Here is a 15007-nt window from a genome sequence, read left to right on the forward strand (position 1 = left end):
ATGAATCCCACGACCGCGGGCACGCAGATTGGCCAGCCCAACACCACGGCCATCGTCTTCTTCCTCCTCTTCGTCAGCATCACGCTGGCCATCACGTACTGGGCGGCGCGCAAGACGAAGACGACGTCGGAGTTCTTCGCCGCCGGTGGCGGCATCAGCGCGGGGCAGAACGGCTTCGCGCTGGCGGGCGACTTCATGAGCGCCGCCAGCTTCCTGGGCATCGCGGGGCTGGTGGCCACGTCCGGCTTCGACGGGCTCATCTACTCCGTGGGCTGGCTGGTGGGCTGGCCCGTGGTGACCTTCCTCATCGCGGAGCCCCTGCGCAACCTGGGCAAGTACACCTTCGCGGACGTGGTGGCCTACCGCCTGAAACAGACCCCGGTGCGGCTGTCCGCCGCGGTGGGCACGCTCACCGTCGTCGTCTTCTACCTGATTGCCCAGATGGTGGGCGCGGGCAACCTCATCCGCCTGCTGTTCGGCCTCTCCTATGAGACGGCCGTCGTCATCGTGGGCGCGGTGATGATCCTCTACGTGCTCTTCGGCGGGATGATCGCCACGACGTGGGTGCAGATCGTCAAGGCGGTGCTGCTGCTGGGCGGCGCGACGGCGCTGGCCATCTCGGTGCTGTGGCAGTTCGGCTTCAGCCCCGCGGCGCTCTTCAGCGAGGCGGTGAACCGCTACGGGCCGGAGGCGCTGGCGCCGGGCAAGCTGGTGTCCAACCCGCTGGAGACCATCTCCCTGGGCCTGGCGCTGATGTTCGGCACGGCGGGCCTGCCGCACATCCTGATGCGCTTCTACACGGTGCCCAACGCGAAGGCGGCGCGCACCAGCGTATTCTACGCCACGGGCCTCATCGGCTTCTTCTACCTGGTGACGTTCATCCTGGGCTTCGGCGCGTCCGTGCTGGTGGGCCGTCAGGCCATCGTGAGCGTGGACAAGGGCGGCAACATGGCGGCGCCCATGCTGGCGGAGGTGGTGGGCGGCACGGGCTTCCTGGGCTTCATCTCCGCGGTGTCCTTCGCCACCATCCTCGCGGTGGTGGCGGGCCTGACGCTGTCGGGCGCGGCGGCGCTGTCCCACGACCTGTGGTCCAGCGTGGTGCGCAAGGGACACGCGCCGGAAGCGGAGCAGCTCAAGGTGGCGCGCATCGCCAGCCTCGCGCTGGGCATCCTGGCCATCATCCTGGGCGTCGTCTTCAAGAACCAGAACGTGGCCTTCATGGTGGGCCTGGCGTTCGCCATCGCGGCGAGCGCGAACTTCCCCGCGCTGCTCTTGTCCATGCTGTGGAGGGGCTTCACCACCAAGGGCGCGGTGGCCAGCATGCTCACCGGGTCCATCAGCGCGGTGCTGCTCATCTTCCTGTCGCCCACGGTGCAGGTGGAGCTGTTGGGCAACGCGTCCGCCCTCTTCCCGCTGAAGAACCCGGGCATCGTCACCATCCCGCTGTCCTTCATCGTCGGCTGGGTGGTGTCGCTGGTGTCACCGGAGACGGAGGCGTCCGCGCGGTTCGCGGAGGTGGAGCACCGCATGCACGTGGGCGCGGCGGTGGCGCCCCCGGTGACGGTGCCCACGGGCGTGGCGGGCACGGTGCCCCCGGGCATCCCGGAGGCGCCCCAGAAGGTTTGAAAGCTGCTCGGCGGTCCTTCACGGCTTCTTCCTCGACGTGAAGGACAGGGCGGAACCCGGGAGTTTCCAAAGGGGCTCGGGTTCCGCCTTTCTTTCTTCCGTGACTACTTCCCGCGCGTGAGCGGGAGCACGTCGTTCACCAGGTGCACGAGCACCTTGCCGGGTTCCTCCTCGTGCACCATGTGCGCGGAGTCCTCGAACCAGACGAGCTTCTTGGACGGGGCCTGGACGGTGGGGAACCAGGCCTCCAGCAGCTGCGCGGACACGGTGCGATCGTGCCGACCGTGGAAGAAGACGACGGGCACGGCGAAGCGGTGGGCCTTCGTGAGGTTCATCTGGGAGATGGGCCCCCAGAACACCTCGAGGCTCAGGTCCAGGCCCGCGTCGCGCGCGTCCATGTCCTTGTCGGTGACGTCCGGGCTGTAGCGCCAGACCTGGGCGCCGTGCCAGTCCGGCGCGCGCCAGCCGTGCCCCTCATAATACGAGAGCCAGCGGCGCTCCTTGTGCAGGTTGGCCAGCGTGCGCGCGGGGTCCTTGGGGTCCGGGAACGGGGCAATCGACTCCAGGTCCGCGATGGCCTTCTTGTTGCCGTCCGCCTTCGCCGCGGCGAGCGTGGCCTCGTAGCCCAGGACCTCGTTCCTCGGCACGTCCAATCCCTGACCGATGCCCACATACGCATCGAACCACTCCGGGTGCTTCTGGACGAGCCTCACGCCCAGCAGCGTGCCCCAGCTGTGGCCCACGAGCACGATGCGCTTCTTGCCATACGTCTTGCGCAGGTACGCGACCACCTCCTCCGCGTCCGCGACCATGCGGTCCACGGTCATGGTGGGCTTCACCTTGTCCGCGGGCGTGAGGGCATACGTCTTGCCCGCGCCGCGCTGATCCCAGTGCGCGACGGTGAAATATTCCTCCCATTCCCCCTGGTAGAAGTACGCGGCGGGCAGCGCGGTGTAGCCCGGTCCGCCGTGCAGGAAGAGCAGCAGCGGGTTGTCCTTGTGGCGCCCGCGCACCGAAATCCACTGGTCGATGCCGCCGATGCGCACGGCCTCCGCCTTCTCGATGCCGTCCGAGAGCACGGTGCGGCGGGCTTCGCGCATCACGGCCTGGGGCGTGGGCGTTTCCTCCGCCGCGGCAGGTAGGGTCGCCAGCGACAGGCCCAGACCCAGGAGAGGAAGGACGGCGCGCTTCGGAAGGTCCTTGGAGGTTCGCATGCCCCCTGAACGGACGGTCCCCCGCACCCATTGCATGGGCCTGGAGGGTCCTGCGCTTCCCCTCGGAGACGCACTGCATCAGGGACGGGGGCGCAGCTGCTCCTGGAGCGACCGCAGCGGCTGCTGATCCACGCGGATGCGTCCTCGCGTGGGGAGGTCCAGGTCCAGGAGGGTGAACATCACGGCGGTCAGGATGACCACGAACAGGGACCAGGAGAGGAGCCCGCGCAGGCGCGCCTCCGGCCGGTATCCCAGGAGCACGCCGGAGCCGAGCATCCCGACGAGCAGCAGGATGAAGATGGAGGCCGGGATGAGGTTGTGGGCCGCCGCCAGGCGTTCGTCGGAGACGTCGAACACGTCATTCATCGCCTGGGTGACGAGGATGAGCACGGGGGTCTCCACCCGGGGCGCCAGCGCCTCCAGCCGCGCCCAGAGCTCGTCCTGGAGCGACTCCGACTCCTGGAGCAGCTTCGCGAAGACGGCCGGCTCATTCGCGACTTCGTGCCCCTCCAGGCGAAGGTCGGTGTAGCGGCGCAGCCAGGCGCGCGTCTCGCCGCGCGAGGGCTCGGGAAGGAAGCCGAGGCGCAGGTAGAGCGTGCCGATGGCGTTCGCCTCCTTCACCACGAGGGCGCGGCGCAGCGAGTACCGCTCCGCGGCCATGGAGAAGGAGAAGGCGAGCAGGAGCGCCACCAACCCGAGCACCGACGCCTGGAGCGCCGACACGTCGCCGAGGCCCGGCTTCCGGTGACTGAGCCGGTAGCCGGCCTCCAGGCACAGGAAGAGCAGGCCCATCACCATCACGGCCAGCAGCCACACGGGGATGGCGTCGAAGATTCGCAACATGCGCCAGAGCCGCTCCGCGCCATGGACAGGGCGGACGGGAACCTTGAGACGGGAACCGGCCCTGGCAACGCGACCGCCGGTCCAGGGGACAGGGACGCTGTTGAACGTTCCCAAGGAGATTGCGCCTAAGCTGCGCGGCCTGTGGACCGTCCCTCTGAACAGAGCCCCCCGAGCGGCTTCCGCGCCCGCCTTCACACGATCATCTTCGAAGCGGACACCCCGGCGGGGAAGGCGTTCGACGTGGCCCTGCTGTGGGCCATCGTGTTCAGCGTGGCGGCGGTGATGCTGGAGAGCGTCGCGCAGGTGCGCGCGGAGCATGCCCACGCGCTGCACGTGGCCGAATGGGTCTTCACCATCCTCTTCGCGCTGGAGTACGTGCTGCGGCTCATCGCGGTGCGCCAACCGCTGCACTACGCGCGCAGCTTCTTCGGCATCGTGGACCTGATGGCGCTGTTGCCGTCGTTCCTGAGCGTGCTGCTCCCCGGCGCGCAGACGCTGCTGGTCATCCGCGTGCTGCGCCTCCTGCGCGTCTTCCGCATCCTCAAGCTGGGACACCTCCTGGGTCAGGCGGAGGTGCTGCTCACGGCGCTGCGCGCGAGCCGTCCCAAGATCATCGTCTTCCTGGGCACGGTGTTGAGCATCGACGTCATCATGGGCGCGGTCATGTACATGGTGGAGGGCGAGGAGCACGGCTTCGACAGCATTCCCCGCTCCATGTACTGGGCCATCGTGACGATGACGACGGTGGGCTTCGGGGACATCACGCCCAAGACGGTGACGGGGCAGTTCATCGCGTCCATCCTGATGGTGATGGGCTACGGCATCATCGCGGTGCCCACGGGCATCGTGTCGGTGGAGCTCGCCGCCGCTACGCGTCAGCCCCTGAATACCCAGGCGTGCCCGGGTTGTGGCGCACAGGGCCATGACCTGGATGCGGCGTATTGCAAACGCTGCGGCACGGCATTGGACTGGGCCCCCTCGCGGCCCACCGGGTGAATCTGTCTAGGATGGTCCGGCATGGCCCGCGCCATCGACACGCCCGAGCTGGACGAGGAACGGCTGGTCCACCAGTTCCCCGACATCAACCGCAAGGCGGTGGGCGCGTTCTATACGCCCGCGCCCATCGTGGAGCGCACGCTCACGCTGGCACTGTCACACCTGGGGGATGGGCCGCTCACGGTGGTGGATCCGGCCTGCGGCGCGGGGGCCTTCCTCGCCGCCGCCGCGCGGCACCGTCCGGACGCGAGGCTGTGCGGCCTGGAGCTGGATGCCGGCGTCGCCCGTCTGTGTCAGGCCCGGGTGCCGGGCGCGGACGTGCGCGTGGGGGACGCGCTTCGGGACGGGCTGGAGCCGCTGCTCGCGGGGACGCCGGAGGGGCACGCTGAATTATGGGTGGGCAACCCGCCCTACAACGGCACGTCCGCGGTGCTGAAGGACGCGGCCTGCTACGCGCGGCTGCGCGCCCTGGTGCCGCTGGAGATGCCGCCGGGCACGAGCCTTCGCGACGACTTCGCGTTCTTCCTCCTCGTGGCCATGAAGCGGCTGACGGCCCGGCCGGGAGTGCTCGCCTTCATCACGCCCGCGAGCCTGCTGGAGTCGTTCATCTACGCGCCGCTGCGCCACGCGCTGTTGCAAGCGCTCCACCTGCGCGAGGTGGTGGACCTGGGCCCGGGCATCTTCACGGGCACGCAGGTGCGCACGTGCATCACGGTGTGGACGTCGCGCACTGACGCGGTCACCTCCGCCCCCCGCTACGAGCACAAGGGCGCGGGCCAGTGCTTCACGCCCGAGGCGCCCGAGTGGCGGCTCTCTCCCATCGCGCAGGAGGCCGCCGCGCTGGACTCGGACTGGCGCGCGCGGGGGGAATTGCTCACCACGCTCATCCCGGTGAGCCTGCCCGGGGTGAAGACGCGCTTCGACGAGCTGCTGGTGGACGCGGACCAGGAGCGGCTGCTCGCGCGACTCCGGGCCTTCTGCGCCGCGACTGAGGACATGCTGGAGGACTTCGCGCGGGAACACGGCCTGGAGCCCGCGCTGTTGCCCAAGCTGCGCGCGCTGAAGCAGGGGCCGGCGCTGGAGGTGGACACAAGCCACGTACGTCCGTTCTTCCGCTACGGCGGCGCGAGGCACCGGGGCGCGGTGCCTCCAGAGGCGAAGGCGTTCTGCTACCTGGACCGGCGGCTGATTCCCCGGGGAGACCACCGGCTGCGCGGTCCGTATGATCCGCACGAGGAGGCGGTGAAGCTCCTGTTCAACGTGCGCGAACTGCCCCTGTCCGCGGCGCTGCTGGAGGAGCCCGGCTGCGTGCATGACCACCGCCACGCGCGGTTCGCGCCGCTGTACGTGCCCCAGCGGATCCGGGACGAAGGCCTGGGCATCACCCGGGGCGCCAGGTCCCGCGAGTCCCTGGGCCCGCTGGTGCCGAACCTGTCGCCTCGGGGCAGCGCCTGGGCGGAAGGCCTGGGAGGGCCGGAGGCGGCGTTCCGCGCGGTGATGCGCTTCCTGAACGGGACGCAGGTGCAGCGCGTCTGGGCGCCCGCGTTCGGAGCGTCCCGGGTGGTGCCGGTGCCGCTGGAGGGCCCGCTGCCGGAGTGATGACTCCCCATCACCGGACGCATGCGGGGGTGGACATTCTCCAGCGAAGGACGCGGCGGGTGGGTAGTGTCCCGCGCCGCTGGGTAACCCCATCCCTGGAGTCCGTGAGACATGACGATCCGTTCCCTGCTGGTTGCAGCCGCCCTCCTCTCCACGCCCGCCCTGGCCCAGGACGCCGGGACGCCGCCCCCCGCGGACGCCGGGACGAAGCCCGCCATCAAGAAGGGCGAGACGGTGAAGGCGACGCTGAAGGACGCCCAGGGCAAGGACGTGGGAGAGGTGACGCTGGAGCAGGGGCCCAAGGGCGTGCTGGTGAAGGGCTCGCTGATGAACCTGCCCGCGGGCGAGCACGCCTTCCACATCCACGAGACGGGCAAGTGCGAGGCGCCGGAGTTCAAGACGGCGGGCGGCCACTTCAACCCGACGAAGAAGCAGCACGGCGCGCTGTCGCCCAAGGGCCATCACGCCGGTGACCTGCCGAACCTCTACGTTCCGCAGGACGGCAAGGTGCAGTTCGACTTCTTCGTCGCCGACCTGAAGGTGAAGTCGCTGCTCGACAAGGACGGCTCCTCCGTCATGGTCCACGCCAAGCTGGACGACTACCGCACCGACCCGACCGGCGACGCCGGTGGCCGCATCGCCTGCGGCGTGGTGGAGAAGTCGGAGTAGTCACCGCATCACGGCCGATGCCTGTTCATCAGGCATCGGCCTGTCATCTCAGGACCGGGCTGGGAGCCCGACATGGCTACACGTACCCGAACCGCCGCCGCGCGAACCACTCCGCGCCCAGGAGCGCGATGAGCGCCACCAGGTAGTACCAGCGGTCCCACAGCGGCTGGTCCTTCGCGCGCCCCACCTCCACCACCGGCGGATCCAACAGCGGCACGTCCGGCATCCCGTCCTGCGGCAGCTTGTACGCCTTGCCCTCCGTGATGCTGGCGATCTGCTCCATCAGCGTCGGCCGCACCGACGCGTCCGACAGCTCCGGGCCCACCGCGCGCACCGCCACCGCGTCCTCGCCCTTGCCCAGGTCCGTCTCGCCCTTCTTCGCGGACGCGAGCAGCTTGTACGGCCCCGGCGCCGGCGGCGCGAACTCCAGCCGCACCACGCCGTCCGCCCCCGTCGTGCCCGTCTGCACCGCCACCGGCTTCTGCGTCGCCACGGAGAACAGCTCCACCCGCGCCTGCGCGCCCTCCGCCGGCTGGTAGTCCGCCATCCGCGCCTGCACCACCACGCCCACCGGCCGCCCCGGCTCCACCGACGGCGGATCCGCCGTCACCTTCAGCGTCGTCAGGTCCGGGTCTCTCACCAGCCAGCGCAGCGCGTTGCCCCAGAAGCGGTCATACGCCCGGTTCGGCGAACCGTCCCGGTGCGCCGTGAACGCCCACGACCACGTCGCGTCCGTCGCCACCACCATCGCCCGGCCCCGCCCGTAGTCCCACACCGACACGAGCGGCGCGTTCTTCCCGTCCACCGTCATGAACGGGTGGTCCATCAACACCGTCGCCCCCGGCCGAGCCCGCGTCAGGTTCGCGCCCGGAATCGGCGCAAGCTCTCCCCACGTGCCCTCCGTGCTCGCCGCGCCCGTGCCAATGGACGTCACCGGATGCCGCAGGCCCTCTGGCGTGAGGCGCGGCTTGAACGGATCCGCGTTCGCGGGGCCCGCCGCCTCCACCGGCAGCGCCTCCATCAGCGTGGGCATCGACGCGCGGCCTTCGCCCAGCACGCTGTCGCCGCCAATCATCACGAACGCGCCGCCCTCGTGGATGTAGCGCTCCAGGTTGCGCTCGTACTCCGCGATGGACAGCGACGGATCCGAGTAACCGAAGTTCTGGAAGATGACGACGTCGAACGTGTGCAGCTTCGTGTCGAAGATCTCCTCCATGGGGAACGGGATGAGCGACAGCTCCCGCTCGTTCGACACGCCCGGGTCGTCCGACAGCGTGCGCAGGATGTAGAACGACACCAGGTCCACGTTCGCGTCCTGCTTGAGCAGCCCGCGCAGGAAGCGCTCGTCCCACGACGGCCGCCCCACCACCAGCAGCACGCGCACGCGGTCGCGAATCACCTTCAGCGTGAACGAGCGGCTGTTGTTGTCGCTCACCGCCTCATCCGGGAACGTGGGCACCGTCACCGTGTAGACGAAGCGCCCCGTCTGGTCCGGCGTGAAGGTGAAGGACACCGGCTTCACGTCGTCGCCGGTGGTCATCTTCACCAGCTTGCTCGCTACCGTCTTGCCCTCCTGGCTCAAGACGACGGGGATGTCCTGCCCGGAGAACCCGCGGCCGTGGATCTCCACCTCCACCGTCAACGAGTTGCGCACGAAGGCGAAGTCATCCACCTTCAGCCCCTCCACCGACAAATCCTTCAGCGCCTCCTGGCCCACCAGGAACGTGGACACCGGCACGCCCAGGTCCGTGAGCGCCGCACGCGCCCGGCCCACCGCCCCGGCCTTCAATTCCGTGTTGTCCGCGCCGTCGCTGAACAACAGCACGCCGGACAGCTTGCGCGACCCCTGCCCCCCGGACGCCGCGGACCGCAGCGCCGCGAGCAGGTCCGTCGTGCCCGCCCGCGCGGGCTCCTGGGCCAGCTGCGCGGCCGTCACCGGAGAGAGCTCCGGATCCACCCCGTACACCTCCACCGTGAAGCGGTCCTGCCAGGACGCGAACGTGGGCGCCGCCTTCTCCAGGAACGCCGCCACCTGCGCGCTGCGCGTGGGCCCGCCCGGCTCCGACGGGAAGCTCATGGACGCCGAGCGGTCCACCAGCACCGCCACCCGGTTCTTCATCCGCGCCACCTGCAGGTGACGGATGCCGGGCTCCAACAGGAAGAAGAACGCCGCCACGCCCGCGCCGATGCGCAGGCCCCACAAGAGCAGCTTGCGGCCCCGGGACGGCTCGCGGCGCACGCCCCACGCCGCCAGCGCGATGCCCAGCACCAACCCCACACCCAGCAGCACCAGTGCCCAGAGCGGCAGCGGCGACAGGCTGACGAGCTTCCACGCGTTGAAGGACGGGGAGTTCATTCGAGGGTTCGCGCCAGGAAACGCTCTTTCAGCGCCGCTTGTTGAGGATGAGGGGCAGGTGCACCGCGTCGTCCTTGTAGTCCAGGCAGAGCGCGTACATGCACAGGTTGATGCCCAGGCGGATGGCCAGCTCGCGCTGCGGCTCGCCGCCCGGGGACACGTCGAACTCGTAGTCGCCGGACTCGCTGCGGCTCCACGCGCCCGCCACGTCGTTCTGCGAGTAGATGATCGCCGCGCGCTTGCCCACGCTCGCCACCAGCGGCAGCGGCTTGTGCAACAGGCGCCCCGGCGCCGCGTCCAAGAGGAAGAAGGACTTGAAGACGACGTGCGTCCCCGGCGCCTCCTTCAGCGGGCTCTGCGGCAGCACGCGCGCCATCTCCCGGCGGAAGCTGGCGTCGAAGCCGTCCCCGTCGCTGCCGTCGTTGGCGTCCCCGAACACGAAGCCGCCGTACGTCAGGTAGCGGCGCAGGTTGGACACCTCCGCGTCAGTGAGCGCCGGGAAGGGCCCGTCCCCTCCGAAGTAGAGGAACGGGTACTCGAAGAGGTCCGGGCTGCTCAGCGCGAACGGGCGCGCGTCCGGCACCACCTCCACGGAGGTGCGCCGCTGCAGCTCCCACGCAAGCCGGCGCAGCCCCGACAACCGGCCGTCCCAGCGGCCCCCGTGCCGGGCCACGGCGGGGATGAAGCGGCTCTTCTCACCGAAGGCGGCCGCACGCCGGGACAGCAGCGGGACGAGCGCGGACGTGGCGAGCAGGAGGTTTCGACGGGAGAGGGACCGCACAGGCATGGGGACCTGCTTATACCGTCGGCGGGTGCCTGCATTCCCTGGTATAGACGCGCCCCATGGCGAAAGGCGGACAGACGCCCCCGGAGCCCGGCGGCGGCCCCCAGGCTCCCGGCGCCCTCCCAGGCTCTCCAGGCTCCGAACCAGGCTCCGAAGAAGTGCGCGCCGCCTGGGCCCGCAAGGACGCCGGTGACGTGGCCGGCGCCCGGCGGGACGCGCAGCGCATCCTCGCGGGCAGCCCTTCCCCGGAAGACCGCGAACGCGCGGAAGACCTGCTGCGCGCCACGGAAACGCCCCGCGCCCTCTACGGTTACGCGCTCCTGGGCGCGCTCATCCTGGCGGTGCTGCTGGGGCTCGCCTTGACCCGCTATTCCTGACGGCCACAGTCGCTAGGATGTCGCGTCATGGAAGGTTTCCTCCAGGCGCTCAAGTCGTACCAGACCTTCAACCCCTCCGGCTGGGTGGGCATCTATCGACTGCTGCCCATGTGGGTGGGCGTCGTGGTCGCGCTCGTGGGGCTGGTGCTGCTGCTCGCGGGCGGCGGCAAGCTGTTCCGCGTGGTGGCGGGCCCGGTGGGCGCGGTGCTGGGCCTGGTGTGGACGGGCGCCATCACCCAGCGGCTCAACCTGGGCGAACTGGATCCGCGCCTGCCCACCCTGGTGGCCGCGGCGCTGATGGCGCTGGGCTTCCTCTTCCCGCCCGCCGTCACCTTCGTGGGCGTGGGCGTGCCGCTGGGGCTCCTGGCGGGCCAGATTGCCGGCCCCAGCGACTTCCTGCTCGGCTTCGGGCCGGGCTTCATCGTGGGCGGCCTGGTGGGCGCCATCCTCCACCGGCAGGTGAGCGGCATCGTCGCGTCGGCGGTGGGCGCGTGGCTGCTGGTGATTGGCGCGCTCGCGGCGCTGCACCAGTTCGGCGGTCTGGTGGAGGCGGTGGCCAGCCGCCCCTGGGGCGTCATCATCGCCGCGCTCCTCTTCGCCCTGGCGGGCAGTGTCTACCAGCTGGCCGTGCGCCCCACTCCAGAGGAGTCGGATCAACAGAAGGCGGAGAAGCAGCGGCAGAAGCAGCGCCTGGCGGAACAGCAGGCGCTCGAGAAGCGCTGGGGGGTCAAGTAACCCCTGTCCCGGCAATCCTTTACGCCGGGGGGGCCGGGGCGTAGATTCCGCCGGCTTTCCCCCTCCCCTTCCTCGAGCATCGATGGGCCAGGCCAGCCGCAAGGACAAGGACACGCAGAAGCAGGAAGGGTCGCCCCCGGCGGCCTCCGTCCCGTCTTCCCCGGACGCCGCCCAGCCCGCCGTGCCCCATGAGGGGTGGCGCAAGCCCGCCGGCATGGGCCGCAAGGGGTGGGCCATCCTCGCGGGCGCGGTCGCCTTCATCCAGCTCCCGCTCATCCACTACGCGCTCTTCCGCGGCCAGGCGGACGTCACCGCGACGGTGCCCTACCAGCAGTCGTTCAACGACCCGGCCGTCGTCGCGCGCGACTTCTTCTCCACCGGCGCCTACTGGCGGGTGACGAACGGGGAGCTGCTGGGCCCCGCGCCCAAGAACAACCCGCTGTGGCTCCAGGCCTCGCTGCCGGACGACGTGGCGGTGGAGTTCGACGTGCGCCCGGAGTACCCGGAGGGCGACATCCGCGTGGAGCTGTTCGGCAACGGCCGCGACCCGGCCTCCGGCTACGTGCTGGTGCAGGGCGGGTGGAACAACAGCCTGTCCGTCATCGCCCGGCGGGACATCAACGCCCCCGCGCTGGACGCGCTCCAGCGCAGGGCCGCGCGCGTCGCGGAGAAGGGCGGCGGCAAGGGCGCGGACCTCGTCGCCACCGGCGTCTTCAAGAAGGACACGCGGGTGCGCGTGGAGTCCCGCGTGGGCGCCCCCATCCAGTCCGGCCGCACGTACCACTGGCGCATCGAGCGGCGCGGCAACGTGCTCAAGTGGGCCATCGACGGGCAGCTGGTCGCGGAGCTGGACGACCCGTTCCCCTTGAAGGGCAAGGGCCAGGACCGGCTGGGCCTGTCCGGCTGGGAGTCGCAGCTGTTCTTCGACAACCTGCGCGTGGGCACGCCGGACTCCATGCCCGCCACCCTGGTGGCGAAGCAGGAGCCCACCCTGCCCCCGGGCCCCTCCGAGGACGACTTCAACCGCGACACCCTGGGTGACGCGTGGAACGTCACCCACCCCGCCGCCGTCAAAATCGAGGACGGGGCGCTGGTGGTGCAGGCCCTGGGCAACCGCCCGGTGTGGCTGAAGAAGCCCCTCCCGGAGAACGCCGTCATCGAGTTCGACGCCTGGGGTGACAGCCCGGACGGCGACATGAAGGTGGAGGCGTGGGGCGACGGCCGCTCCTTCTACGCGGGCGACCCGCGCCTGCAGTACACCGCCACCGGCTACGTCTTCATCTTCGGCGGCTGGAAGAACACCCAGTCCATCATCGCCCGCCAGCACGAGCACACCAACGACCGCGCCGTGCGCGACGGCGCCGCGGTGGTGCCCGGCCAGCGCTACCACTTCAAGATCACCCGGCGGGACGGACTCCTGTCGTGGGAAGTGGACGGCAAGCCCTTCCTCACCCTCCAGGACGCGTCCCCGCTCTACGGCCCCCGGAACCAGTACTTCGGGTTCTCCGGCTGGCAGACGCGCGTCCACTTCGACAACCTCAAGATCCAGCCGCTGTAGCCTTCCCCCGGGCGGCGGAGGAAACACCCGTGCGCAGAGTCGGAATCTTCGGCTGGGGCGTGGTCGCCCCGCGTTCCCCCAACATCGAGGCCTTCGCGAAGAACCTCGCGTCGTCCGAGACCTGGCTGACCCCCTTCAACGGCTTCGGTCCGGACAACTTCCTCGTCGGCACCCCCACGTTCAACCTGGCGGACTACAAGCCGTGGATCGACGAGCGCTTCCCCGCCAACCGCTTCTCCCAGCTGGAGCGGAAGATGGGGCAGCCCACGCAGTACGCCATCGGCGCGTTCATCCAGTCGCTGGCGCAGAACCCGGGCATCGAGAAGGAGCTCCAGGAGCTGGGCACGAAGGCCCACGTCTACGTGGGCACCGGCCTGGGCGACCTGCCCACCATCCAGAACATCTCCCTGGACCTCTACCGCGCCCAGCGCCGGTGGGACCGCTTCTGGGCCTCCCCCGAGCGCAACGGCGCCCTCCGCCAGTGGCGTGAGACGCGCGAGCCCCTGCCCGGCCTGCCGCCGGAGCCCTCCACCATCGAAGAGGTGGAGCGCGACAAGGCGGAGGACGACTGGTGGCACTTCTGGGCCGGCCGCTCGCCGGAGCTGCGCGAGTACCTGGAGGAGCTGCGCGAGATTGAAGCCATTGGCGTGCCCGACGAGGGCGACGTGGAGTCCGCCAAGCTGGCCGTCATCAAGGAGAAGCGCACGCGCAACGCGCGCCTCCAGAAGAAGTGGAGCGCGCCCGAGCCGCCGTGGAACGCCGTGTCCTCCAACGTGCTGTGGAACATCCACAACACGCCCGCGTCCCAGGTGTCCATGCTGGGCCAGATTACGGGCATGACGTTCGCGCCGGTGGCCGCGTGCTCGTCCTTCGGCTACGGCCTGAAGCTGGCCATGAACGCCATCCGCCTGGGTGAGGCCAAGGCCGTGGTGCTGGGCATGACGGACGCGGCGCCCAACCCGCTGGTGGTGGGCGGCTTCTACAACGCGCGCGTCATCTCCGCGGACGCCGCCGTGTCCAAGCCCCTCACCGCGCTGCGCGGCACGCACATCGCCGGAGGCGCGGTGGTGTGGGTGGTGGGCGACTACGAGCACTTCACGCAGAAGGGCTTCAAGGCGCTGGGCCTGGAGCCCGTGGCCGTGGGCGTCACCGCGGACGCGGACCACATCATCACCCCGTCCAAGGAAGGCCCCACGCTGGCCATCCGCGACGCGCTGGGCGCCGCCGGCTGCCAGCCCCAGGACGTGGGCAGCTGGGACCTGCACGCCACCGCCACCCCAGGCGACTTCCTGGAGGTGCAGAACCTGCGCGACGTGCTGCCGGAGTCCGTGCTGATCACCGCGCGCAAGGGCACCTTCGGCCACGGCATGTCCGCGGGCGGAGGCTGGGAGCTCACCGCGCAGTACCTGGGCGCCGAAGCCGGCAAGGTGTACCCCACGCCGCTGTCCGCCCCGGAGCTCAACAAGCAGATCGCCAAGGTGCACGGCCGCTTCGTCTTCAACCAGGAAGTGGCGGCGCCCGAGGGGTGCTCGGGCAAGCTGTCCATGGGCGTGGGCGGCATCAACGCCTGCGTCATCTCCCGGCCCTGGAAGTAGCGCCGGAGGCGTGACGGTCCGCGAAGGGCCCTCAGGGGTACTTCGCGGACGCCTCGGCCTCCAGGGCCGTGGCTGCCTTCGGGTTGAGCTTGCGGAAGAACTCCAGCTCCAGGTCCAGGTCGCGGTAACTGGCCTTCTGCTCCGGGGCCAGGCCGCTGGCGCTTCGGCCCACGCCGTTGGGGTCCGCCAGGCCGCCGGTGGACGGTCTGCCGTTGCCCTTGTCGGTGGCGTAGCTGACGCCCACGGACTGCTGCACGCGGTCGGAGCGCAGCGCGCGCAGCACGGCCCTGCCATCCGCCAGGGTGACCCCTTCAATGAGGTAGCGCGTGGAGGACGTGGGCCCCAGCGTGCCGCCGCCGGAGTCCAGCCACTCCGTCTCCAGCACGAACTGGTTGGGCAGCTCGCGCCATGAGTAGCCGCGCTCGTCCATGATGGCCTTCACCTCCGGCCACAGCTGCGCGAGCGGCTGCTCGTAGGCGACGGTGGCCGCGCGGTCGCGGATGTAGTTGTCGCGCTGGTGGCCGGCACAACCGGTGACGAGGACGACGGACGCGGTCAGGGCCCACAACGGGGCCGCGCGAAGCAGGTGGCGCATGGGGACGACCTCCCGGACGGGAAGCAGTGGGGTGTGAGGCCCGCCCATCCTAGCGCGCCC

13 protein-coding genes are annotated in these 15007 nt (G+C 70.3%); 8 read left to right on the forward strand and 5 right to left on the reverse strand.

The window, feature by feature from the left end; all coding sequences use genetic code 11:
• The gene (locus D7V80_RS23515; RefSeq protein WP_120590286.1) at positions 1-1626 is read left to right on the forward strand and encodes a sodium/solute symporter; all 1626 of its coding nucleotides are present in this window, start codon (positions 1-3) and stop codon (positions 1624-1626) included.
• Between the two features lie 104 nt (positions 1627-1730).
• Here D7V80_RS23515 and D7V80_RS23520 read toward each other — a convergent pair whose 3' ends face one another.
• Both D7V80_RS23520 and D7V80_RS23525 read right to left on the reverse strand, forming a co-directional pair.
• Positions 1731-2840, reverse strand: coding sequence for an alpha/beta fold hydrolase (locus D7V80_RS23520; protein WP_147447194.1), 1110 nt, complete (start codon positions 2838-2840; stop codon positions 1731-1733).
• Positions 2841-2918: 78 nt separating this feature from the next.
• A complete protein-coding gene (locus D7V80_RS23525; RefSeq protein WP_120590288.1) occupies positions 2919-3683 on the reverse strand; it encodes a DUF4239 domain-containing protein in 765 nt (254 codons plus the stop codon).
• Positions 3684-3824: 141 nt separating this feature from the next.
• Here D7V80_RS23525 and D7V80_RS23530 point away from each other — a divergent pair, with 141 nt between their 5' ends.
• The 3 genes from D7V80_RS23530 (at position 3825) to D7V80_RS23540 (ending at position 6947) form a co-directional block, all read left to right on the forward strand.
• On the forward strand, positions 3825-4679 hold the full coding sequence (locus D7V80_RS23530) for an ion transporter (protein ID WP_120590289.1): 855 nt from the start codon (positions 3825-3827) through the stop codon (positions 4677-4679).
• Positions 4680-4700: 21 nt separating this feature from the next.
• Positions 4701-6278: an N-6 DNA methylase gene (locus D7V80_RS23535; protein WP_120590290.1), complete on the forward strand. Its 1578-nt coding sequence runs from the start codon at positions 4701-4703 to the stop codon at positions 6276-6278.
• Between the two features lie 111 nt (positions 6279-6389).
• Positions 6390-6947: a superoxide dismutase family protein gene (locus D7V80_RS23540; protein ID WP_120590291.1), complete on the forward strand. Its 558-nt coding sequence runs from the start codon at positions 6390-6392 to the stop codon at positions 6945-6947.
• A 76-nt stretch (positions 6948-7023) separates the two neighbouring features.
• Here D7V80_RS23540 and D7V80_RS23545 read toward each other — a convergent pair whose 3' ends face one another.
• Together D7V80_RS23545 and D7V80_RS23550 are read right to left on the reverse strand one after the other, a co-directional pair.
• Positions 7024-9303: a glutamine amidotransferase gene (locus D7V80_RS23545; RefSeq protein WP_120590292.1), complete on the reverse strand. Its 2280-nt coding sequence runs from the start codon at positions 9301-9303 to the stop codon at positions 7024-7026.
• Positions 9304-9331: 28 nt separating this feature from the next.
• Entirely contained in the window at positions 9332-10090 is a 759-nt protein-coding gene (locus D7V80_RS23550) for a DUF4159 domain-containing protein (RefSeq protein ID WP_120590293.1), read from the reverse strand.
• Between the two features lie 155 nt (positions 10091-10245).
• On the opposite strand from D7V80_RS23550, the gene D7V80_RS23555 reads away from it, so the two are divergent.
• From D7V80_RS23555 to D7V80_RS23570, 4 genes are all read left to right on the forward strand, one after another.
• Positions 10246-10464, forward strand: coding sequence for a molecular chaperone DnaJ (locus D7V80_RS23555; protein WP_120590294.1), 219 nt, complete (start codon positions 10246-10248; stop codon positions 10462-10464).
• A gap of 27 nt (positions 10465-10491) precedes the next feature.
• Positions 10492-11199, forward strand: a complete 708-nt coding sequence (locus D7V80_RS23560; RefSeq protein ID WP_120590295.1) for a hypothetical protein — start codon at positions 10492-10494, stop codon at positions 11197-11199.
• Between the two features lie 82 nt (positions 11200-11281).
• Positions 11282-12757 carry a hypothetical protein gene (locus tag D7V80_RS23565; protein ID WP_120590296.1) on the forward strand — a complete coding sequence of 492 codons (1476 nt, stop codon included), beginning with the start codon at positions 11282-11284 and terminating at the stop codon, positions 12755-12757.
• A gap of 29 nt (positions 12758-12786) precedes the next feature.
• On the forward strand, positions 12787-14352 hold the full coding sequence (locus tag D7V80_RS23570; protein WP_120590297.1) for a beta-ketoacyl synthase N-terminal-like domain-containing protein: 1566 nt from the start codon (positions 12787-12789) through the stop codon (positions 14350-14352).
• 31 nt (positions 14353-14383) lie between these two features.
• On the opposite strand, the gene D7V80_RS23575 is transcribed toward D7V80_RS23570, so the two are convergent.
• Positions 14384-14947 carry a hypothetical protein gene (locus tag D7V80_RS23575; protein WP_120590298.1) on the reverse strand — a complete coding sequence of 188 codons (564 nt, stop codon included), beginning with the start codon at positions 14945-14947 and terminating at the stop codon, positions 14384-14386.
• Between the last annotated feature and the right edge of the window lie 60 nt (positions 14948-15007).

Origin of the sequence: Corallococcus sp. CA054B, from assembly GCF_003611625.1 — a bacterium.
Classification (GTDB): domain Bacteria; phylum Myxococcota; class Myxococcia; order Myxococcales; family Myxococcaceae; genus Corallococcus; species Corallococcus coralloides.